Origin of the sequence: Streptomyces sp. NPDC020681, assembly GCF_044334895.1 — a bacterium.
Classification (GTDB): domain Bacteria; phylum Actinomycetota; class Actinomycetes; order Streptomycetales; family Streptomycetaceae; genus Streptomyces.
Genome location: NZ_JBIRTX010000015.1, coordinates 145261 through 166643, shown reverse-complemented (window position 1 = coordinate 166643; position 21383 = coordinate 145261). Strand labels below are relative to the sequence as shown.

18 protein-coding genes are annotated in these 21383 nt (G+C 70.2%); 11 read left to right on the top strand and 7 right to left on the bottom strand.

The features are described 5' to 3' along the window. The first annotated feature begins 2 nt into the window (after nt 1-2). From ACH4YL_RS30035 to ybaK, 4 genes are all read left to right on the top strand, one after another. Nucleotides 3-1604: an oxidoreductase gene (locus ACH4YL_RS30035; protein ID WP_398510591.1), complete on the top strand. Its 1602-nt coding sequence runs from the start codon at nt 3-5 to the stop codon at nt 1602-1604. Between the two features lie 227 nt (nt 1605-1831). Beyond that, the gene (locus ACH4YL_RS30030) at nt 1832-2878 is read left to right on the top strand and encodes a hypothetical protein (RefSeq protein ID WP_398510590.1); all 1047 of its coding nucleotides are present in this window, start codon (nt 1832-1834) and stop codon (nt 2876-2878) included. A gap of 11 nt (nt 2879-2889) precedes the next feature. After that, nucleotides 2890-3630: an LON peptidase substrate-binding domain-containing protein gene (locus ACH4YL_RS30025; RefSeq protein ID WP_398510589.1), complete on the top strand. Its 741-nt coding sequence runs from the start codon at nt 2890-2892 to the stop codon at nt 3628-3630. 43 nt (nt 3631-3673) lie between these two features. Beyond that, on the top strand, nt 3674-4174 hold the full coding sequence (gene ybaK / locus ACH4YL_RS30020; RefSeq protein WP_398510588.1) for a Cys-tRNA(Pro) deacylase: 501 nt from the start codon (nt 3674-3676) through the stop codon (nt 4172-4174). Nucleotides 4175-4419: 245 nt separating this feature from the next. On the opposite strand, the gene ACH4YL_RS30015 is transcribed toward ybaK, so the two are convergent. From ACH4YL_RS30015 to ACH4YL_RS30000, 4 genes are read right to left on the bottom strand one after another with little or no spacing between them, the layout of a single operon-like run. Beyond that, nucleotides 4420-5070, bottom strand: coding sequence for an ABC transporter permease (locus tag ACH4YL_RS30015; RefSeq protein WP_398510587.1), 651 nt, complete (start codon nt 5068-5070; stop codon nt 4420-4422). Nucleotides 5071-5104: 34 nt separating this feature from the next. Further along, nucleotides 5105-5938 carry an ABC transporter permease gene (locus ACH4YL_RS30010; RefSeq protein ID WP_398510586.1) on the bottom strand — a complete coding sequence of 278 codons (834 nt, stop codon included), beginning with the start codon at nt 5936-5938 and terminating at the stop codon, nt 5105-5107. Beyond that, a complete protein-coding gene (locus ACH4YL_RS30005) occupies nt 5935-6909 on the bottom strand; it encodes an ABC transporter ATP-binding protein (RefSeq protein ID WP_398510656.1) in 975 nt (324 codons plus the stop codon). The genes ACH4YL_RS30010 and ACH4YL_RS30005 overlap by 4 nt, the downstream gene beginning before the upstream one ends. 37 nt (nt 6910-6946) lie before the next feature. Next, entirely contained in the window at nt 6947-8185 is a 1239-nt protein-coding gene (locus ACH4YL_RS30000) for an NYN domain-containing protein (protein WP_398510585.1), read from the bottom strand. Between the two features lie 259 nt (nt 8186-8444). On the opposite strand from ACH4YL_RS30000, the gene ACH4YL_RS29995 reads away from it, so the two are divergent. Then, entirely contained in the window at nt 8445-8624 is a 180-nt protein-coding gene (locus ACH4YL_RS29995; protein ID WP_398510584.1) for a hypothetical protein, read from the top strand. Between the two features lie 117 nt (nt 8625-8741). On the opposite strand, the gene dnaE is transcribed toward ACH4YL_RS29995, so the two are convergent. Continuing rightward, complete coding sequence (gene dnaE, locus ACH4YL_RS29990; RefSeq protein WP_398510583.1) at nt 8742-12284, bottom strand: DNA polymerase III subunit alpha; 3543 nt, start codon at nt 12282-12284, stop codon at nt 8742-8744. A 219-nt stretch (nt 12285-12503) separates the two neighbouring features. Here dnaE and ACH4YL_RS29985 point away from each other — a divergent pair, with 219 nt between their 5' ends. The 5 genes from ACH4YL_RS29985 (at nt 12504) to ACH4YL_RS29965 (ending at nt 18870) form a co-directional block, all read left to right on the top strand. Continuing rightward, nucleotides 12504-13838, top strand: coding sequence for a DUF2252 domain-containing protein (locus ACH4YL_RS29985; protein WP_398510582.1), 1335 nt, complete (start codon nt 12504-12506; stop codon nt 13836-13838). Nucleotides 13839-13891: 53 nt separating this feature from the next. Beyond that, a complete protein-coding gene (locus ACH4YL_RS29980; protein WP_398510581.1) occupies nt 13892-14578 on the top strand; it encodes a hypothetical protein in 687 nt (228 codons plus the stop codon). A gap of 85 nt (nt 14579-14663) precedes the next feature. Beyond that, nucleotides 14664-15479: a DsbA family protein gene (locus tag ACH4YL_RS29975; RefSeq protein ID WP_398510580.1), complete on the top strand. Its 816-nt coding sequence runs from the start codon at nt 14664-14666 to the stop codon at nt 15477-15479. A gap of 176 nt (nt 15480-15655) precedes the next feature. After that, nucleotides 15656-17308, top strand: coding sequence for an alkaline phosphatase D family protein (locus ACH4YL_RS29970; RefSeq protein ID WP_398510579.1), 1653 nt, complete (start codon nt 15656-15658; stop codon nt 17306-17308). 29 nt (nt 17309-17337) lie between these two features. Further along, complete coding sequence (locus ACH4YL_RS29965; RefSeq protein ID WP_398510578.1) at nt 17338-18870, top strand: serine/threonine-protein kinase; 1533 nt, start codon at nt 17338-17340, stop codon at nt 18868-18870. Between the two features lie 9 nt (nt 18871-18879). Here the strand turns inward: ACH4YL_RS29965 and ACH4YL_RS29960 are convergent, their stop codons facing one another. Further along, nucleotides 18880-19449 (bottom strand): dienelactone hydrolase family protein, encoded by a 570-nt coding sequence (locus ACH4YL_RS29960; protein ID WP_398510577.1) that lies wholly within the window; start codon nt 19447-19449, stop codon nt 18880-18882. A 30-nt stretch (nt 19450-19479) separates the two neighbouring features. Here ACH4YL_RS29960 and ACH4YL_RS29955 point away from each other — a divergent pair, with 30 nt between their 5' ends. Further along, the gene (locus ACH4YL_RS29955; RefSeq protein WP_398510576.1) at nt 19480-20571 is read left to right on the top strand and encodes a mechanosensitive ion channel family protein; all 1092 of its coding nucleotides are present in this window, start codon (nt 19480-19482) and stop codon (nt 20569-20571) included. A 58-nt stretch (nt 20572-20629) separates the two neighbouring features. On the opposite strand, the gene ACH4YL_RS29950 is transcribed toward ACH4YL_RS29955, so the two are convergent. Next, complete coding sequence (locus ACH4YL_RS29950; protein ID WP_398510575.1) at nt 20630-21379, bottom strand: SDR family NAD(P)-dependent oxidoreductase; 750 nt, start codon at nt 21377-21379, stop codon at nt 20630-20632. Nucleotides 21380-21383 lie beyond the last annotated feature (4 nt).

Below are 21383 nucleotides of genomic sequence, written 5' to 3'. Positions count from 1 at the left end.
CAGTGACCGAGCCGCTGGACGACGGGCCTCCGGACGGGCTGAGCCCGACCGAGGAGCGCATGTGGAACGCCTTCAGGAACGGCAGCACGTACGACCTGAGCGATCCCAATCCGCTGCTGAACGATCCGTTCTCACCGCGTCCCTGGGGCCCCGAGCGCAGCGTCCGCGCGTCCATCGTCGCCCGGCTGCTGCTCAGCGGCCCGTCCGCGCGGCCCGGCCGGGTCGCCGCGCTCAAGCTGCGCGGGGTCCAGATCACCGGCACGCTCAAGCTCGCGGGCGGCAGCGTCGCGCCCTATGTCGAGCTGAACGGCTGCCGGTTCGAGAGCGAAATCCTGATGCCCGAGGCGCACTTCACCACGGTGCGCATGGTCGGCTGCGCGATCCCGCGGATCGAGGCGGCCCGGCTGCGCACCGAAGGTGATCTGCATCTGCCGCGCTGCCGCGTCGAGCACGGCATCCGGCTCACGGACGCGCAGATCGGCACGGATCTGCTGATCAACCAGATCCATGTACGGCCGGACCGGCGGGGCCGTGCGATCACCGCGGACGGCATGTCGGTCGCCCAGGACTTACAGGCCGAACTGATCGAGACCTACGGCGAGTTCAGCCTGCGCGGCGCGAAGGTCGGGGTCTCGCTCAGTCTGCGCGGCAGCCGGCTGCGGGCCGCGGCCGAGCGGCGGGCGCTCAACGCGCCGCAGCTCAGCGTGGAGCGGACGCTCTACATGACCGGCGCTTGGGTCAGCGAGTCCACCGGAAATCAGGGCTCGACGCCGCCGTTCGGCATCGGCCGCAACGGCGCGGCGACGCGCGGCACCCGGCTTCAGCCCTTCGAGTGCCACGGCGGTGTGCGCCTCGACGACGGCCGGTTCGGCGACGCGGTCGATCTGCACCGGGCGCGCTTCGTGCTGAACTCGCGCGAGGAGCTCTCGCTGCGCCGGATCGCCACACCGGAGCTGCGGTTCAACGCGGAGCGGCCCGAGGAGGGCCGGGTCGTGCTGAACGGCGCGAAGGTGGTGACGCTGATCGACCTGGCGGCGAGCTGGCCCGGTCCGGGCGGCCTCGCGATGGGCGGCTTCGTGTACGAGAACCTCGTGCCGTACGAGGAGTTCCCGCTGGGCCGCCGGCTCGAATGGGTGGCCTCGGCGACCCCGGAGTACTCCCCGGAGCCGTACGAGCGACTCGCGACCGTGCTGCGCAACAGCGGAGAGGACGCGGACGCCCGCGAGGTGCTGCTCGCCAAGCAGCGCCGCCGCCGCGAGACGCTGCCGCTGGCCGCGAAGCTCTGGGGCTATCTGCAGGACTGGACGGTGGCGTACGGCTACCGGCCCGGGCGGGCGGCGCTGTGGATGGCGGTGCTGTGGGCGATGGGCACGGTGGCCTTCACGCAGGTGAGCCCGGCGCCGATCAAGCAGGACGAGCATCCGCAGTGGAACGCCGCGCTGTACGCGCTGGACCTGCTGGTGCCGGTGATCAACCTCGGCCAGGACGGCTACTGGCGGCTCGACGGCCACTGGCAGTGGGCATCGGCGTCGCTGGTGCTGCTCGGCTGGATCCTGGCGACGACGGTGGCGGCGGGCGCTTCGAGGCTGCTGCGGCGCGGCTGAGCGGGCGGGGGCGTCGGGAAGCGGGCCGGGAGCGTCGGGCCGGAGCGTCAGGGAGCGGACACGCAACCCGGGCGCGCGCCGGGGTGCGACAACCATGCGAGTCCCGCCCGTCACGCCGGGGCCGGGCCACTTTCTTTACGCTCTCTTGGCTTTTGCCAGGACAACCATTCTGCCCCTACCAAAGCTTCACAGCAGCCCTCTGGCGCAGCCCCCACCTGCAGCTTTCAATGGTCCGCACCATGTCATTGCTGCAAGCCATGATCCGTACCGCGCGGATGATCCGCCATACGCCGCGGCTCGCCGACGGACTGCCCCCGGACCAGGCAGTACTGCTCGACGCCCCCGACGAGCGGCTCAGCCCTGCGCTGGTCGCGGCCGCGCTCGGCGAGTACGAACCGGCCGCCAAGCTGCTGGCGACCACGCGCGAGTCGGCCGAGTGGGAGAACCGCGACCGGTACGTCATGCGGCTCGCCGCCTTCGCACACAACCGCGACGAGTGGCTCACCTCCTGGCTGGCGGCCGCGCCCCGCGACCCCGACGCGCTGGTGGTCAAGGCGGAGCTGGCGGTCCGCAAGGCCTGGGAGTCGCCGGCCCGCGCCGAACGGCTGCGCGAGGTCGGTCCGCTGATCGACGCGGCGGCGGAGGGCGATCCGAAGGATCCCGTGCCGTGGCGGATCTCGCTGGACCACGCCCGCGGCACGCACGCCACGCACACGCACTTCGAGTCGCTGTGGGAGCAGGCGGTGCGCCGCTCCTCGCACCACTACGGCTGCCATGTCGCGGCGCTGCAGTATCTGTCCGCGCAGTGGTACGGCTCGCACCGCGAGTGCTTCGACTTCGCCGAGCAGGCGGCGGCGGACGCGCTGCCGGGCTCGCTGGTGCAGGCGCTGCCGGTGCGGGCGGCCTTCGCCCAAGTGCTGAGCGGGGACACCAACTCCGTACAGGACGACCGGATCGACGCAGCGGCCGATCTGGCGATCACGCTCTCCGCGGACTACGCGGCCGGTGATCCCTGGCCGGCCGAGGTGCGGAATCTGACGGCGTACGTGCTGGTGGGGCGGGGGCGGTGGGAGGCGGCACTGGAGCAGTTCCGACTTATCGGCCCATACGCCACATCCTTCCCATGGGGCTACTTCTCGGACGATCCGCTCGGTCAGTTCCTCGACGCGCGGGACGGCGTACGGCTCCAGCTCGCGTCCGGGACGCCGCTGCGGACGAGGGTGCGCACGGGAGCGCGGACAAGGGCCGGACGAAGCGGCTCCGCGGACCATTAGGCTTGACCGTTGTGACCACCGCTCGTCTCCCCCTTTTCCCGCTGAACTCGGTACTGTTCCCGGGCCTCGTGCTGCCCTTGAACGTGTTCGAGGAGCGGTATCGCGCCATGATGCGCGAGCTGTTGAAGACCGACGAGTCCGAGCCGCGCCGCTTCGCCGTGGTCGCCATCCGCGACGGCCTCGAGGTCGCGACGACCGCACCCGGGATGCCGGACCCGACGGCGCTGCCGGAGCGCGGTCCGTCCGCGGGCTTCGGCGACGATCCCCTCAAGGCGTTTCATCCGGTGGGCTGCATCGCGGACGCGGCGACGATCCGGGAGCGCGCCGACGGCAGCTTCGAGGTGCTCGCGACCGGTACGACGCGGGTGAAGCTGCTCTCGGTCGACGCGAGCGGTCCGTTCCTGACGGCCGAGCTCGAGGAGATCCCGGAGGAGACCGGCGACAGCGCGGGCGCGCTGGCCGAAGGTGTGCTGCGGGCCTTCCGCAGCTACCAGAAGCGGCTGGCGGGGGCACGGGAGCGGTCGCTGTCCACGGGCGCGGATCTGCCGGACGACCCGTCGGTGGTGTCGTATCTGGTCGCGGCGGCGGCGGTACTGGACACTCCGGCGAAGCAACGGCTGCTGCAGGCGCCGGACACGGCGGCGAGGCTGCGCGAGGAACTGAAGCTGCTGCGCGCGGAGACCGCGGTGATCCGGCATCTTCCGTCGCTGCCCGCGGTCGATCTGACCCGGGCGCCGACGAGTCCCAACTGAGGAACCCGCAGAAACCTGAAGGACCCCGAAGGAGCTCCCTCCCGTGGCCAAGAAGGCGAAGTCACGTCCCTCCGGCGGCACACCCGCGACGGTCGCGCTGACCGCGGCGGGCACGGCCTTCACCGTGCACGCGTACGACCACGACCCCGCCTCGCCCTCGTACGGCGAGGAGGCAGCCCAAGCGCTCGGCGTCTCGCCCGACCGGGTCTTCAAGACGCTCGTCGCGGACGTCGACGGCGAACTGACGGTCGCGGTGGTCCCGGTGGCGGGCCAGCTGGACCTCAAGGCACTCGCGTCCGCGGTCGGCGGCAAGCGGGCGACGATGGCGGACCCGGCGGCCGCGGAACGGACGACGGGTTACGTCCGCGGCGGCATCTCACCTCTGGGCCAGCGCAAACGCCTGCGCACGGTGCTGGACGAGTCGGCGACGTCCCACGAGACGATCTGCGTCTCGGCGGGCCGCCGGGGCTTGGAGGTCGAACTCGCGCCGTCGGACCTGGCGACGCTGACATCGGCGGTGCTGGCGCGGATCGGGCGGGTTTAGGGTCTCGACGCTCTGCCGGTCCTCGGCTACGACCGTAGAACGCGGTACTCACTCCGAGGGGAAGGCGACCCCATGTCCAAACGCACCCGCAAGCGCAAGTGGCGCACCCGCAAAGCCAATCACGGCCGCCGCCCGGCGTAACCGGTCCTCAACCGCCGGAACACTCGCGCCGCCTCAGTGCCGCCCGTACCGACGGGGACGGCACTCGGGGCGGCCGGGGCGCGAAACTGCTCAGGTATCCCGGGCTAGTGCGGTGGCGGTGGCGGCGGTGGCGGGCCGAACGGGGGCCATTCCGGTTCCGGGTCCCTCGGGCCGAACAGCGCCGTCAGGCCGAGATGGACCACCATCGCCGCCACCGACCACGCCAGCAACGCGCCATGCGCGTTCAGCTCCAGCGGTGCGTCGAACGTGACGCCCTCGCCGACCGCCCTCGCGTGCGCCACCACGTCGCCCGTCGGGCCGAACCAGACGCCGATGCCCCATGCCAGCAGCGAGCCCAGCAGGCCGCCCAGCGCCAGGGCCACGACCAGCGCGATGCCGCCGCGGCGGCGCAGCCAGAAGACCGCTGCCGCGCTGACCGCGCCGAACCCGAGGGCCAGCAGCGCGAACGTGCCGTCCGCGCCCACCGCCTCCTCGCTCTCCGTGTCCTTGAGGAACACCGCCTTGTCGCTGGAGATCAGCGGCACCCGCGGCGCCAGCCACAGCCACAGCAACCCCAGCGCGACGCCCGCGACCGCCACGGCCACCAGCACAATGGCCCCGTCCCGCAGGTCTGTCTTCAAGTCCGGGTCAGGGTTCATCTCGTCATCCGCCTGCATGGCGTACATGGGCGCGGGGCCGTGACCGGCGCCGGGGCCGGTCGGCGGTTGAGGTCGCGGTGTCAGAGGTGCTGTCACCCCGCCATGGTGCCAGGCGTGCCTGAGCAGCGCCTCACCGGACCGCCGCACGCCGGTACGCCCATGTCGCGACCGTCAGCGAAACGACACCGACCGCCGCGCAGACTGCGAGGTCCAGTCCGACGACCGCCCAGTCCGGACGCGCGTCGAAGGTCTTGGCGAGGGCCTCGACGCCGTACGTCGACGGCAGCAAGTCACGTGCGTACGAGATCGGCCCCGGCAGCCGGTCGGCCGGCAGCACGCCCAGCAGCAGCGCAGCCGACATGCCCAACTGCCCGAGCAGCGTGGCGAGTTCCTGGCGCGGCGCGAGCAGTCCGAGAGCCGCGCCGAGTCCGGCGAGCGCGGCTCCGGAGAGCGGGATCACCGCGGCGAGCACCCACAGATGCGTCAGCGGCAGCTGGAACAGCACGCTGCCGGCGATCGCGGTGACGACCGTGCCGGGCACGGTGAAGGAGGCGTACGCACCGGCCGCGCCGAGCACGACCGCGGCCGGCGGCACCGGCAGCGTGGCGTAGTGGTCGAGCCCGCCGCCCGCCCGCAGCTGTCCGAAGTACTGAGCGAGAAGGTTGAGTGCGACAAACGCGACCACGAGCACGCTCGACCCGGCGACCACGGCCCGCGCCTCGTCGCCGCCGTCGACGACGCCACGCATCAGGACCATGATCCCGATGGACTGGAAGGTCGCCACGAAGAGCAGCGGGATCCGGGCAACCCGCGCGCGTGACAGCTGCGCGCGGTAGACGGCGCCGAGCGCGGGCAGCAGCCGCGCACGCGGCGCGAGCGGCGCGGCGACGATCGCCGCGACCCCGCTCTCCACTCTCACCTGGCTGGTTTTCCCGGACACCGCCTCCGCGGGAACGATGCTCACGCCTTGACCAGCCCCTTCGTCGCGTTCCCGCCGAGCGCCAGGTACACGTCCTCCAGGCTGGGCGTGGCCAGCGTGAAGTCGTCGAGTGCGGCGAACGCCGCGCCCCCGGTCACCGCGGCGACCGCCGCCCGCGCCTCGTCCGGCGCGAGCCTGAGCACCCAGCGGCGTCCGGATTCCTGCGCGGATCCGCGCAGCGCGGCGACCTCGGGCACGTCGAGCGGCGCCCGGTCGCGCCACACCAGCTCGACCCGTACTTCTCCGGCGACCTGTTCCTTGAGTCCGGCCGGGGTGTCGCAGGCGATGACCTTGCCCCGTTCCAGGACGGCGACCCGGTCGAGTACGGTCTCGGCCTCGATGACGTTGTGCGTGACGAGCACGACGGTCGCTCCGTGCTCGGCCCGGCGCCGGTCCACCGCGGCCCACACCGCGCGCCGCGCGACGGGGTCCATGCCGGTGGTCGGCTCGTCCAGGACCAGCAGCGGCCGCGCGCCGACCAGCGTCGCGGCGAAGCAGGCGAGCCGCCGCTGTCCGCCGGAGAGCTTCTTCAGGGAACGTCCGGCGAGGGAGGTCAGGCCGAGCTCTTCCAGTACGCCGTCCCGCTCGGCCCGGGCGTCGCGCGCGGACAGTCCGCGCAGCCGGCCCGTGGTCTCGGCGGCGAGCGCGACCGTCAGTTCGTCGAGGGCGGTGGATTCCTGCCCGAGGTAGCCGATGAGCCGGGAGGCCCGCTCCGGGTGGCGCACGAGATCGTGTCCGAGCACCTGAACGCTGCCGGAGTCCGGCCGCATCAGACCGGTGAGCTGCCGTACGAGCGTGGACTTGCCGGCGCCGTTGGGGCCGAGCAGTCCGAAGATCTCGCCGCCGAGTACATCCAGGCTGATCCCGTCGGTGGCGCGCACCTCCGGCGTCGCGGGAGTGCCCCTTCGGGCGCGCGCGGCGGGGTACGTCTTGACCAGCTCCCGCACCACGCACACCGTACTCACGAGGTACGAGACTACGGGGTCGCCCGGCCTACTCCCCTGCCGGGGCGTGTTCCGCCGCCGCCCGTACGTCGATCTCGCGCCAGAATCCGGCCCGGATCGCGTACCGGTCGTGCTCGTCGATCTGGTCGTCCTTGTGCGCCAGCAGACCGAAACGTGCTGCGTACCGCAGCAGTTCGCCGTCGATGCGGTGCGGGATGCGCGGATACATGGTGGACAGCTTCTGCACATGGCCCGTCTCCGGCAGCCGTTCCATCCAGCGGCGGGCGAACACCTGGCCGACCTCGAACGGGTCACCGCCGACGGTCGTGATGTCCTCCTCGCGGTCGGCCCAGCGCTGCTCGGCGCTGGTGAGCTGGGCCAGCGTCGGCAGCGACGCGGTCTCGGGCGGCTCGCCGACCGTGCCGCCGGGCCGTTCGACCCAGCCCTTGTCGGAGGACCAGCGCAGCGTGGCACTGGTGGGCGGGACCGCGGCGTGCTGGCCGGGGGCGCGCAGGCTCGCGAGGTCCTTGGGCGTGGGCACACCTTTGGACGTGGCGGGGGCCGCCGCCGGTTCGGAGCCGTTCTCGGAGGGCGCGGGCCCCGATCCGTTCCGTACGGCGTCGGCCGCGCGCTCCTGTGAGGCGGCGAGCGCGGACTCGGGCAGCGGCGCGGAGAGGATCGCCGCGATCTCGGGCCGGGGCACGGGCGGCGGTGCGCAGACTCCGGTGAGCTCCTTGGCGCGTACGGCGGTGGTGATCCAGGCCCGGTCGAGCACTCGCCGCTCGTCGGCCTCGGCGACCAGGTCCTCGGACTGGTTGTAGTCGCCGTCGGCGGCCTGCACCGCCCAGAGGTGGACGGCGACTCCGTGTTCCTTGGCGGACATCAGGCCGGGCAGCAGATCCCCGTCGCCGGTCACGAGGACGACGTCGGAGCAGGCGCGATTTCTGGCCAGTTCGGTGAGCTCGGCGTGCATGGCCGCATCGACGCCCTTCTGCGCCCAGCGGCCGTCGCTGCGGGTCAGTGCGCCCAGCCGGACCGTCACACGCGGCATGACGCGAAGCCGCCGGTGCTCGGGCTGCGGCACGCGGTCGGGAGCTCCGTCGAACCAGTAGATACGCAGCAGCGGGCGCTCCGTGTCGGCCTCGGCGAGTTCGCGCAGGCCCTGGATGAGGGCGGCGTGGTCGACGGTGATCCGGGAACGCGCCGGTTCCCCGGCGAGCAGGCTCGCGGCGGCGCCCAGTAGATATCCGGCGTCCACCAGGACAACGCAGCGGTCCACGCGTTCCACCCTCTTTCGGGAACTTCGGGATCGGAGAAGGGACCGGACCGGAAAAAGGTTCCGGACCGGGGATTGTTCCGGGTTTCCTTCGAGTCTGCCCGACTGCGGGAGGGTTAACGGCCGGAACTCGATCATCGGCGTGGCGGATCCCTCACGCATGTCCCAACGAGGGCCCCTTACCCACCGCAATGATCCAAAATGCGGCGTATCCTCCCATATGTGAGTCTGGTCGCGGCCCTGGCCCCTAGATCCCCAACGGAGGCATCCCATGGCCAAGAACAAGAATCGCAAGCAGGGCGGGCAGCAGGACCGGGCGTCCGCAGCCGAGCGCGGCAGCGAGCAGGCCAAGACCACTGCCTACGAGTCCCAGGCCCAGCCCCAGTCGCAGGCCCAGGGCAGCCCGGCAGATGTTGCCCGTAAGCACCAGAAGCGCTTCGGCCACAACTGATCGCGACTGTCCGCGACTGTTCGCGCCATCGCACCACAGTGAACGGAAGGGGCGCGCCCGTGACGACGGGCGCGCCCCTTCCGTATGCCTCTCTCCGTATGCCTCGCCAGGAAGCTGTCAGCCGGCCAGACAGGACGGGCCGAGCAGCACCTTCAGATCGCCGAACAGCGCCGGGTCCGGCTGGACGCGATGCCGGTCGAGCCGGAGCACCGTGGTCTTGCGCGGGCCCTGGAGCTTGATCCGCACCTCGGTGTTGCCCTTGTGATGGCTGAGGATCTCGCCGAGCCTGCTGATCATCGGCGGCGTGACCTTCACCGTCGGGATCGTGACGATCACCGGCGCGTTCGTCCCGGCGTTCGAGATGTCGGGGACCATCAGCTCCATGGCGACCAGCCGCGGCACGTCCTCGCGCTTGTCGAGGCGGCCCTTGACGAAGACCACGGTGTCCTCGACGAGCTGGGTGGAGACCAGCTGGTAGGTGGCCGGGAAGAACATGCACTCGATGGAGCCCGCGAGGTCCTCGACGGTGGCGATGGCCCAGGCATTGCCCTGCTTGGTCATCTTGCGCTGGAGGCCGGAGATGATGCCGCCGATGGTGACGACCGCGCCGTCCGCGTGCTCTCCGCCGGTGAGCTGGGCGATCGCGGCGTCGCTCTTGTCACTCAGCACATGCTCGATGCCGAACAGCGGATGGTCCGAGACATAGAGGCCGAGCATCTCGCGCTCCTGCGCGAGCAGATAGGACTTGTCCCATTCGACGTCGGAGAATTCGACATCGAGACCGAATCCCGGCTCGTCACCGGCATCGCCGTCGCCCATGCCGCCGAAGAGGTCGAACTGCCCCTCCGCCTCTTTGCGCTTGACCGCGACCACATTGTCGATCATCGGCTCGTGGTGCGCGACGAGGCCCTTGCGGGTGTGGCCCATTTCGTCGAAGGCGCCGGCCTTGATGAGGGATTCGACGGTCCTCTTGTTGCAGACGACGGCCTCGACCTTGTCGAGGAAGTCCGGGAAAGTGGAGTACTTCCCCTTCGACTTGCGGCAGCGGATGATCGAGTCGACGACGTTCGTACCGACATTGCGGACGGCGGAGAGGCCGAAGAGAATCACGTCGTCGCCCTGCGCGGCGAAGTTCGACTGCGACTCGTTCACATTGGGCGGCAGGACCTTGATGCCCATGCGGCGGCACTCGTTCAGATAGACCGCGGACTTGTCCTTGTCGTCCTTGACCGAGGTGAGCAGCGCCGCCATGTACTCGGCCGGATAGTTCGCCTTGAGATACGCGGTCCAGTAGGTGACCAGGCCGTACGCCGAGGAGTGCGCCTTGTTGAACGCGTATCCGGCGAAGGGGACCAGCACGTCCCACAGCGCCTGGATCGCCGCGTCGCTGAAGCCGTTCTTGCGGGCGCCGGCCTGGAAGATGCCGAAGTTCTTCGCCAGCTCCTCGGGCTTCTTCTTGCCCATCACCCGTCGGAGGATGTCGGCCTCGCCGAGCGAATAGCCCGCGACGATCTGGGCGGCCTTCTGCACCTGCTCCTGATAGACGATCAGGCCGTAGGTGAGGCCGAGGACTTCCTTGAGCGGCTCCTCCAGCTCCGGGTGGATCGGAGTGATCTCCTGGCGGCCGTTCTTCCGCTCCGCGTAGTTGGTGTGCGAGTTCATGCCCATCGGGCCCGGCCGATAGAGGGCCGAAACGGCGGAAATGTCCTCGAAGTTGTCGGGCTGCATCTGACGCAGCAGTGAGCGCATCGGGCCGCCGTCGAACTGGAACACACCGAGCGTGTCACCGCGGCAGAGCAGTTCGAAGGTCTTGGGGTCGTCCAGCGGGAGGGCGAGCATCTCCAGGTCGACGCTCTTGTTGGCCTTCACCATCTTGATGGCGTCGTCCATGATCGTCAGGTTGCGCAGGCCCAGGAAGTCCATCTTCAGCAGGCCGAGCGATTCGCACTGCGGGTAGTCCCACTGCGTGATCGTGACGCCGTCGGTGTGCCGCACCCAGATCGGGGCGTGGTCGACGATCGGCTCGCTGGACATGATCACGCCGGCCGCGTGCACACCCATCTGCCGGACCAGGCCCTCGACGCCCTTGGCGGTGTCGATGACCTTCTTCACGTCCGGCTCGTTCTCGTACATCCCCCGGATCTCGCCCGCCTCGCTGTAGCGCGGGTGCTTCGGGTCGGTGATGCCGCTGAGGTCGATGCCCTTGCCGAGGACGTCGGCAGGCATCGCCTTGGTGAGGCGGTCGCCCATGGCGTACGGATAGCCGAGGACGCGCGCGGAGTCCTTGATCGCGTTCTTGGCCTTGATCTTTCCGTACGTGCCGATCATGGCGACCTTGTCGGCGCCGTACTTCTCGGTGACGTACCGGATCACCTCGACGCGCCTGCGCTCGTCGAAGTCGATGTCGACATCGGGCATGGAGACGCGCTCGGGGTTGAGGAACCGCTCGAAGATCAGACCGTGCTCGATCGGGTCGAGGTCGGTGATGCCCATCGCGTACGCCACGATCGAACCGGCCGCGGAACCACGGCCGGGGCCCACCGCGATGCCGTTGTTCTTGGCCCACATGATGAAGTCGGCGACGACCAGGAAGTACCCCGGGAACCCCATCTGGATGATGATGTCCATCTCGTACTCGGCCTGCTTCTGCCGGTCGTCGGGGACACCGCCCGGGTAGCGGCGGTTCATGCCGACCCGGACCTCCTCCTGGAACCAGGTGATCTCGGTGAAGCCCGCCGGGATGTCGAACTTCGGCATGAGGTTCTTCGCCTCGAACATGCCGGTGGTGTCGATCTGCTCGGCGACCAGGAGCGTGTTGGCGCAGCCCTCCTGCCAGGCGTCCGAGGAGTCGATGGCGTACATCTCGTCCGTGGACTTCAGGTAGTAGCCGGTGCCGTCGAACTTCAGTCGGTTCGTGTCGGAGAGGTTCTTGCCGGTCTGGATGCACATGAGCGCGTCGTGCGCGGTCGCCTCGTGCGCGTACGTGTAGTGCGAGTCGTTCGTCACCAGCGGCGGGATGCCCAGCTTCTTGCCGACCCGCAGCAGGTCCTCGCGGACCTTGTGCTCGATGTCGATGCCGTGGTCCATCAGCTCCAGGAAGTACCGGTCCTTGCCGAAGATGTCCTGGTACTCCGAGGCCGCCTTCACCGCCTCGTCGAACTGGCCGAGGCGCAACCGGGTCTGCAACTCGCCGGAGGGGCAGCCGGTGGAGGCGATGAGCCCCTCGGACCACTTGGAGATCGACTCCTTGTCCATCCGGGGCCACTTCTGCAGCCAGCCCTCCGCATAGGCGTCCGAGGAGAGCTTGAAGAGGTTGTGCAGGCCCGTCTTGTTCGCCGCCCACATCGTCGCGTGGGTGTAACCGCCGGAACCGGAGATGTCGTCGCGCTTCTGGTGCGGCTGGCCCCACTGGATCTTGCGCTTGTTGCGCCGGGACTCGGGGGCGATGTACGCCTCGATCCCGATGATCGGTGTGACGCCCGCCTTCTGGGCCGAGTGGAAGAAGTCGTACGCCCCGTGGAGGTTGCCGTGATCGGTCATCGCGATGTGCGACATGCCCATCTCGTTGCACGCGTTGAACATGTCCTTGAGCCGCGCGGCACCGTCCAGCAGCGAGTACTGGGTGTGGACGTGCAGGTGCGTGAACGGCGGCTTTGTCACGGCGAAGGCCTCCAGAAGGACTGCGGCGCATTTGCGCCTCGATGAGGGGCGGTGGTCGGGAGACGGGTGGGCGGATGACGGGCAACGGGCAGTCTGGGTGGACAGCGTGGAAGTCTACGACTCCCCACTGACAACCGCGGGGCACTCCCGAGTACCTTCATGCGTTGGACGATGGAAGCGCCCTGTCCCAATTTGTCATGCACCAGGAGGCACGCAGCGATGTCGGTACCGCACCCCGGCGAGGTCACGGCTGAAGAGCGCGGCGAGGAGATCCTCACCGTCTTCGGCACCGCCTTCGGCGAACTTCTGGCCGCCGACCCGGCGGCGTTCCGGGTCAAGTTCCGGAAGATGGCCGCCTCGGCGTTCGCCTTCTACCGGGGCAGCGCCGCCCTGTTCTACAACGACCTGGAGCGGGAGCAGCACGGCGGCGGGTTCCTGGACGAGCGGACCGGCCGGGTGTGGATCCACGGCGACCTGCACGCCGAGAACTTCGGCACGTACATGAACGCCGAAGGCCGCCTGATCTTCAACGTCAACGACTTCGACGAGGCGTACGTCGGCCCCTTCACCTGGGACCTGAAGCGACTGGCCGCCTCGCTCGCGCTGATCGGCTACACCAAGGCCCTCAGCGACCAGCAGATCAGCCAGCTGGTGCGGACCTACTCCGCCGCCTACCGCGAGCGCATCCACGCGCTGGCCACCGGCGCGAAGAACGACGAGGTGCCGCCGTTCACGCTGGACACCGCCGAGGGCCCGCTGCTGGACGCGCTGCGCGACGCCCGCTCGCTGACCCGCTTCGAGCTGCTCGACTCGATGACCGAGATCCGTGACTTCGAGCGCCGCTTCGCCTCCGGCGGCGGCTCGATCGAGCTCGACGCCGCCACCCGCTACAAGGTGCTCGCGGCCTTCGACGGCTACCTGGAGACGCTGCCCGAGTCCAGCCTGACCCGGCCCGACTCGTACCGCGTCAAGGATGTGGTCGGCCGGCGCGGCATCGGCATCGGATCCGCGGGCCTGCCCTCGTACAACATCCTGCTGGAGGGCAACAGCGACGCGCTCGAGAACGACGTGATCATCTATATGAAGCAGGCGCAGACCCCGGCGGTCTCCCGGCACATCACCGACGCCACGGTCCGGGAGTACTTCCAGCACGAGGGCCACCGCACGGTGATCTCGCAGCGCGCGCTCCAGGACCACGCCGACCCGTGGCTGGGCTGGACCGAGCTGGACGGCACGGGACAGCTGGTCGCCGAGGTGTCGCCGTACGCGGTGGACCTGGACTGGTCGGACATCGACGACCCGGAGGAGATCGCGGCGGTCGTCGCGGACCTCGGCCGGGCGACGGCCACGATGCACGGAGCCGCGGACGACCAGAGCGGCCACTCGCTGGTGCCGTTCTCCACGGAACGGGCCATCGACGCGGCGATCGCGGCGGACGAGGACGGCTTCGCCGAGCTGCTGGTGGGATTCGCGCACAGCTATGGCGCGCGGGCGCGGGCCGATCACCAGATCTTTGTGGACCTGTTCCGCAACGGTCGGATCCCGGGTCTGTAGACGGCCGGATTCGTTTAGGACCCTCTCAGGCAGACATGGGACACTCCCCGGTGATGGACGTATCGGGAATGCAGCTCAGGGCGCTGCGGGCAGCGATCTTCACGGCACTGGTCGTGACGCTGTCCGCGGCCTCCCATGTGCTGCTCTCACAGGTGCCGCTCCCGCTGACCACGGTCGCCGCCGCGTCGGCGGTCGTCTTCGCCGTCGCGTTCGCGCTGTCGGGCCGGGAGCGCGGCTACTGGCGGATCGCGAGCCTGCTGGTCCCGCTGGAGCTGGCCGCGGACACCGTCTTCACCACCGGCCAGGACGTCTGCTACGGACCGGGCGGCGGGCCGGTCGCAGGCTCGCTGCGCTCGGTCGGCTTCGACGTGCTGTGCGGCGGTAGCGTCGGTTCCCAGCTGCCGGGCGTGGCAGCCGCCGAGAACGGCGCGTCCGCTCTGCTGCACTCCACCGATCCCGCGATGCCCTGGCTGCTGCTCGCCGCCCATGTCACGGTCGGGCTGCTCGCCGCGGCCTGGCTGCGGCGCGGCGAGTCCGCGCTGTCGGGTCTGGTGCGCGCGATCGGCGCCTTCGCGTTCCGGCCGCTGATGATCGCGGTCGCCGCGGCGGGAACCGCATGGCGCACCGCCCGGCGTACGGCCCGTCCGGTGCCGCCCCGCCACGCCGCCTCCCGCGCCCGCCTGCTGGTCCACTCCGTCGGACGGCGGGGACCGCCGCGCTCGGCCGCAGTCTTCGCCTGAGCCCGCAGGGCCCCCTTTCCGTATTTCGGTACTTCCCGGTATTTCCCGTGTCCTCTGGATACGGCTTCACACGGAGTGAATGAGCATGAGTGCACGTAACAGCAAGGCCAACAAGGCGGCGGCCCGCGAGCGGCTGCGCCAGGAGCGCGAGCGCCAGGCCAAGAAGGACAAGGCGCGCCGGCAGCTGATCGTCATCGGTTCGACGGTCCTGGTCCTCGCGATCGCGGGCGGCGTGGGATACGCCGTCATGCAGGCCAACAAGCCGGGCCACTGGGAGTCGGCGAAGGACGAGAAGAACGTCACCGCCCCGAAGAACACCGAGGGCGAGAACGGCACGACCGTCGTCATCGGCAAGGCGACCGCGAAGAAGACGCTGGAGCTGTACGAGGACTCCCGCTGCCCGGTCTGCGCGAACTTCGAGCAGGCGGTCGGCACGACGGTCAAGAAGGACGTCGACGCCGGCAAGTACAAGCTGAAGTACGTCGGCGCCACGTTCATCGACAACGCGGACTCGGGCGAGGGCTCGAAGAACGCGCTGAGCGCGCTGGGTGCGGCGCTCAATGTCAGCCCGGAGGCCTTCTCGGAGTACAAGGCCGCGCTGTACTCGGCGAAGTGGCACCCCGAGGAGAGCGACGACAAGTTCGCCAAGGACTCGTACCTGCTCGAGGTCGCCGACACGATCCCGGCGCTCAAGAGCAATGCCGAGTTCAAGAAGAACGTGGAGGACGGCACCTTCGACGCCTGGGCGATGAAGATGTCGGCGGCCTTCGACAAGAGCGGGGTCGGCGGCACGCCGACGCTGAAGATGGACGGCAAGAAGCTCACGGCCGACGGCACGGACAACCCGCCGATGACGGTGGAGCAGTACACCGTCGCGATCGACAAGGCGCTGAAGGGCTGACCCGCCGCCTCCGTACCGCCTGACAACAACCCGCCCTTATCGGGCGGGTTGTTGTCGTTTGTCCGTGACGTGTCGCCGACCGCCGGGGAACGGCTTGGTTGACCGTTTCCGATGCGCGGGCGAACTTTCGTCCGAACGCTCGCCCATTCGCCTACCGGCCAGTAGTCTCCTCCGCCGTGACCAGTCGACTCCCCTCAACTCCCAGCCGCCGCACGGTCGTCAAGGCCGCTGCCGCCACCGCTGTCGTCGCGGCGCCCGTCATCGCGGCCGCCACCTCCGCCACCGCGGCCTCTGCCGCGGCGGCCCCCGCCTTCCTGCACGGCATAGCCTCCGGCGACCCGCTGCCGGACGGCGTGCTGCTGTGGACGCGTGTCACTCCCACGCCCGAAGCCGTTCCCGGCTCCGGCAACGGCGCCGACACCGCCGTGAGTTGGGAGGTCGCGGAGGACAAGGACTTCACCCGCGTCGTCGCCAAGGGCACCACCACCTCCAAGGCGGCCTCCGACCACACCATCAAGGCGGATGTAAGGGGCCTGCGCTCGGCGACCGCCTATTACTTCCGCTTCACCGCCGGCGTGAGCACCTCGCCGGTGGGCCGCACCCGAACCGCCCCCGCCGCCGACGCCGCCACGCCAGGTGTCCGCTTCGGCGTGGTCTCCTGCGCCAACTGGGAGTCCGGCTACTTCTCCGCGTACCGCCACCTGGCCGCCCGCGCCGACCTGGACGCGATCCTCCACCTCGGCGACTACATCTACGAGTACGGCACCGGCGGCTACCCGGCCGAGGAGTACGTCGTACGGCAGCACTCGCCGAAGAACGAGATCCTCAGCCTCGCCGACTACCGCGTCCGGCACGCCACGTACAAGACGGACGCCGACCTCCAGGCGCTGCACGCGGCGCACCCGCTGGTCGCGATCTGGGACGACCACGAGATCGCCAACGACGCCTGGTCCGGCGGCGCCGAGAACCACACGCCGGCCACCGAGGGCGACTACGCGGCCCGCGCCAGGGCCGCGAAGCAGGCGTACTTCGAGTGGATGCCCGTACGCGCGTCCACCGAGGGCACCGTCTACCGCCGGCTGCGCTTCGGCAAACTCGCCGATCTGCACCTGCTGGACCTGCGGTCCTTCCGCTCGCAGCAGACGACGGTCGGCAACGGCAGCGTGGACGACCCGGACCGTACGATCACCGGCCGCGCGCAACTGGACTGGCTGAAGGCGGGTCTCGCCGCGTCCGACGCGTCCTGGAAGCTGGTCGGCACCTCGGTGATGATCTCGCCGGTCGCCTTCGGCTCTCTGCCGGCGCATCTGCTGGGGCCCATCGCGGAGCTGCTGGGGCTGCCCACGGAGGGTCTGGCGATCAACGTCGACCAGTGGGACGGCTACACCGACGACCGCAAGGAGCTGCTGAAGCACCTGACGGACCGCGGCATCAAGAACACGGTCTTCCTCACCGGCGACATCCACATGGCATGGGCCAACGACGTGCCCGTCAAGGCGGCGACGTATCCGCTGTCGGCATCGGCGGCGACCGAGTTCGTGGTCACCTCGGTGACCTCCGACAACCTGGACGACATCCTCCATGTCGCGCCCGGCACGGTCTCGCTGGTCGCCCAGGCGGCCGTCAAGGCGGCCAACCGCCATGTGAAGTGGCTGGACATGGACAGCCACGGCTACGGCGTCCTGGACGTCACCGCCGAGCGTTCGCAGATGGACTACTACGTCCTGTCCGACAAGACGAAGCAGGACGCGACCACCAAGTGGGCCCGTTCGTACCGGACGCTGAACGGCACGCAGAAGGTCGAGCGGGTGACTCAGCCGGTGCGCTGAGTTCCGGCCCCGTCCTCTAGCCTGGCGCCATGCAAAGGCCGGGGGATGTGATCGACGGGCGGTTCGAGCTGATCGAGCGGCTCGGCAGCGGAGGCATGGGCACGGTGTGGCGGGCTCGCGACACCGTGCTCCATCGCGAAGTCGCGCTCAAGGCGGTCAGGCCCGACGCGGAGGCGTCGAACGCCGTGCGCGAGCGTGTGCTGCGCGAGGCGCGGGCGCTCGCGCGGCTCAGCCATCCGCACGTGGTGATGATCCATCAGATCGTGGACGTAGACGCGGAACCGCATCCGTGGATCGTGATGGAGCTGATTACCGGGGTTTCGCTCAAAGACCGGCTGGACCGTGGTCCGCTGGCTCCGGTCGAGGCGGCGCGCATCGGCCGGCAGGTGCTCTCCGCGCTGCGTGCAGCGCACGCGGCGGGCATCCAGCACCGGGACGTCAAGCCCGCGAACGTGCTGCTGCGGGCGGACGGCAGTGCGGTGCTCACCGACTTCGGCATCGCGGCGCTCCAGGGCACGACGTCGCTGACCGCCACCGGTGAACTGGTCGGCTCGCCGGAGTACATGGCCCCGGAGCGGGTTCGCGGCCGGGACGACGACCCGGCCTCCGACTTCTGGTCGCTGGGACTCGTCCTCTACGTGTGCGTGGAGGGCATCAGCCCGCTGCGCCGCTCGACGACGTTCGCCACGCTGGCGGCCGTCCTCGACGACCCGGTGCCGCCGCCGGTGCGCTCGGGTCCACTCGCTCCGGTGCTTCGGGCCCTGTTGGTACGGGACGCGGCGTCGCGACCCGATGCGGAGCGGCTGGATTCGATGCTGGCCCAGGTGGAGTCGGGCGCGACGCCGTACTGGGAACAGCCGACGATGACGACGGGACCGGGCGGCGGACTCGCCTCGGGTCCCGGCGGCTCCGAGGCCCCGACGCAGGCCCGCAGGCCGGCGGCGGGGCACGGCCCCGGCGGCCCCGGCGGGCCTCATTCGGGTGGGCACACCGAGCCGCAGCCGCCCCAGCAGCGGCGGAGCCGGACGCCCGTGCTCATCGCCGTGATCTCCGTGGCCGTCGCGGTCATCGCCGCCACCGCGGTTGTGCTCGCGCTGCGCGGCTCCGGCGAGGACAACGCCGGCGGAACCGCGGGCCCGTCCGGCAGTACGACGTCCCCTCCGGGCGCGTCCTCGACGCCTCCGAGCCCGACGCCCACACCCACGCCCACACCGAGCGAGCCGCCACCCACATCCGGCCGGTGGATCGCGCAGCTCTTCTCCGAGCCCGTCGACTCGGGCACAGGCGTACGGGAACAACGCCTCGACAAGATCCGCCAGTCCATCCCTCAGGCGGTCCTCCTGCGCACCGACGACTACGCCTCCCTGCGGCCCGGCTTCTGGGTGATCTACGCTCCGGGCCCCTTCGCCGACGGCCGCGCCGTGCTCAACTTCTGTGCGCAGCACGGCCGGACCTCGCCCAACACCTGCATCGGCCGCTATCTGAGCACCAGTTCCGCGGACTACAGCCTCCAGTGCCACCCACCGGCGAACAACCCTGTCGGCCGCTGCACCCGTTCGTAACCGCTACAGCTACAGCGTTTCCAGGAACGCCAGCGCCGCCCGCCAGGTCTGCTCCGCGGCCTGATCGTCGTAGTCCGCCAGATCCGGGTCGGTGTAGAGGTGCCCGGCCCCCGGGTAGCGGTGGACCTCGACGTCCGCCCCGGCCTTGCCCATTTGCAGATACCAGGCCGTCAGCCAGTCGTGCGGCTCGGACGCGTCGGGATCGGCGACATGCAGCTGTACCGGCAGCTCGTCGACCGTCGCGCCCTCGGCGATGTCGGAAGTGCCGTGCAGAAGCAGCAGCCCACGGGCCTTCTCGTCGCCGAACGCGAGGGTTTGCGCGACGGCCGCGCCCAAGGAGAACCCGGCGTACACCAGGCCGCGCTCGGAGTGGGGCGCGGACGCCTGGATGGCGCGCTTCAGCAGCTCGTCCACGCCGACTTCGGCCTTGTACGCCCTGCCGTCCTCGATGGCGTCGAAGACCCGGCCTTCGTAGAGGTCGGGCGTCCACACCTCGTGCCCGGCGGCCCGCAGGCGCTCGGCCGCGGACTCCACTGCGGGGCGCAGACCGTAGCTCGAATGGAAAAGCATGATGTTCATGCGGCCATCGTGCCAGCTACGGTCGGGGGCATGGAGAACGTGCTGCGCCCGTTGATCGTCATCGGCGGCTCGGTCGTACTCACGCTGTTGGTGGGGTGGCTGGTCGACGTCATGCTGCGCCGGGCCGACTCCCGGCACACCGAGACACCACTGTGGGGGCTGCTGCGCCGATGCCGCCTCCCGCTCGAAGTCGTGCTGTGCACGGCTCTGCTGAGAGCCACGTTCCGGCAGGCGGAGATCGGGGTCCTCGAGGACCACAAGACGGGCATCGGACAGCTGCTGACCCTGGTGCTCGTCGGGGCATCGGCCTGGCTGGTCGTACGGATCGCGACGGCCGTCGTCGAGTCCTCGTACGCCCGCTATGCGGCGACGACCCGCGATCCGGCGCGGGTGCGCCGGGTGCGGACGCAGGTGGCGCTCATCCAGCGCGTCGTCATCGCGGTGGTCGGCGTGGTGGCGGTCGCCGCGATGCTGCTGACCTTCCCCGCGATGCGTGCGATCGGCGCTTCGCTGCTCGCGTCGGCCGGTGTCCTCGGCATCGTCGCGGGCATCGCCGCCCAGTCGACGCTGGGCAATCTCTTCGCCGGGCTGCAGATCGCGTTCGGCGACATGGTGCGGATCGGCGACACGGTGGTGGTGGACGGCGAGTGGGGCACGGTCGAGGAGATCACGCTCACCTTTCTCACCGTACGGACCTGGGACGAGCGCCGGATCACCATGCCGGTCTCGTACTTCACCAGCAAGCCGTTCGAGAACTGGTCACGCGGCGGTGTGGAGATGACCGGCACGGTCTTCTTCCATCTGGACCACTCCGCTCCGGTGCCCGAGATGCGCGAGAAGCTCCATGCCGTCCTGCTCGAATGTCCGGCCTGGGACGGCCGGGACTGGTCGCTGGCCGTCACGGACACCTCGCCGAACACGATGGTGGTGCGCGCGGTGGTCACGGCGAAGGACGCGGACGACGTCTGGACGGTGCGGTGCGCGGTCCGTGAACAGCTGATCACCTGGCTGTGCGACCACCATCCGTACGCGCTGCCGCGGATCTCCACGGCGCAGGCGGCGCAGCCGCCCGGAGAGCACCTGCCTCCGGAGGAGGGCTCGGCACGCACGGGCCGCGGCTAGGTCCGGCCCGGGGCACTTTCGTCTGATGGACGACGACCGGCCAGTGCCCGACGAACGGCTAGTGGCTGCGTTCCGCGCCGCCGTTGACCTGGATGACCTGGGCCGTGATGTGCCCGGCCGCGGACGAGGCCAGCCAGTGCAGGGTCTGGGCGACATCGCCCGGGTGACCGACGCGTCCGGTGGCGGTCTCGGCGATCAGTGCCGCGCGCCGCTCCTCGGGGATTTCGCCGCCGCCGAAGAATCCGGTCTCCTCGACGAGACCGGGCGCCACGAGGTTCACCGTGATACCGCGCGGTCCGAGTTGGCGGGCGAGCTGGAATGCGTACGGGTGGAGCGCGGCCTTCGACGCGGCGTACGGGCCCTTGCCCGAGCCCCGGTACGCGGCGATGGAGCTGAGGAACAGCACGCGGCCGCCCGGCGTGGCCAGATGGTCCCGCAGCGCCTCGGTGAGCAGCGCTGCGGTGAGGGTGTTGAGGCGGAAGTTGACGGTCCAGTCGTGCGCGAGCGCGTCCAGCGGGTCCTGGTGCTCCGGGCGCTCCTCCAGCTCGCCGTTGCCGCCCGCGCTGTGCACGAGGACGTCGACCGTGCCGTACTCGCGCACGACGAACTCCGCGACGCGGCGGGCGCCTTGGGGCTCGCTCAGATCGGCCGGACAGTAGACGGCGCCGGGAATCCGCCCGGCGGCCCGCTCCAGCACCTCCTCGCGCCGCCCGAGCAGCACCACCTGCTCGCCGTCCGCGGCGAAGATCTCCGCCGCCGCGAAGCCGATCCCGGTCCCTCCGCCACTGATCACCACGGTGCGCGCCATGTCC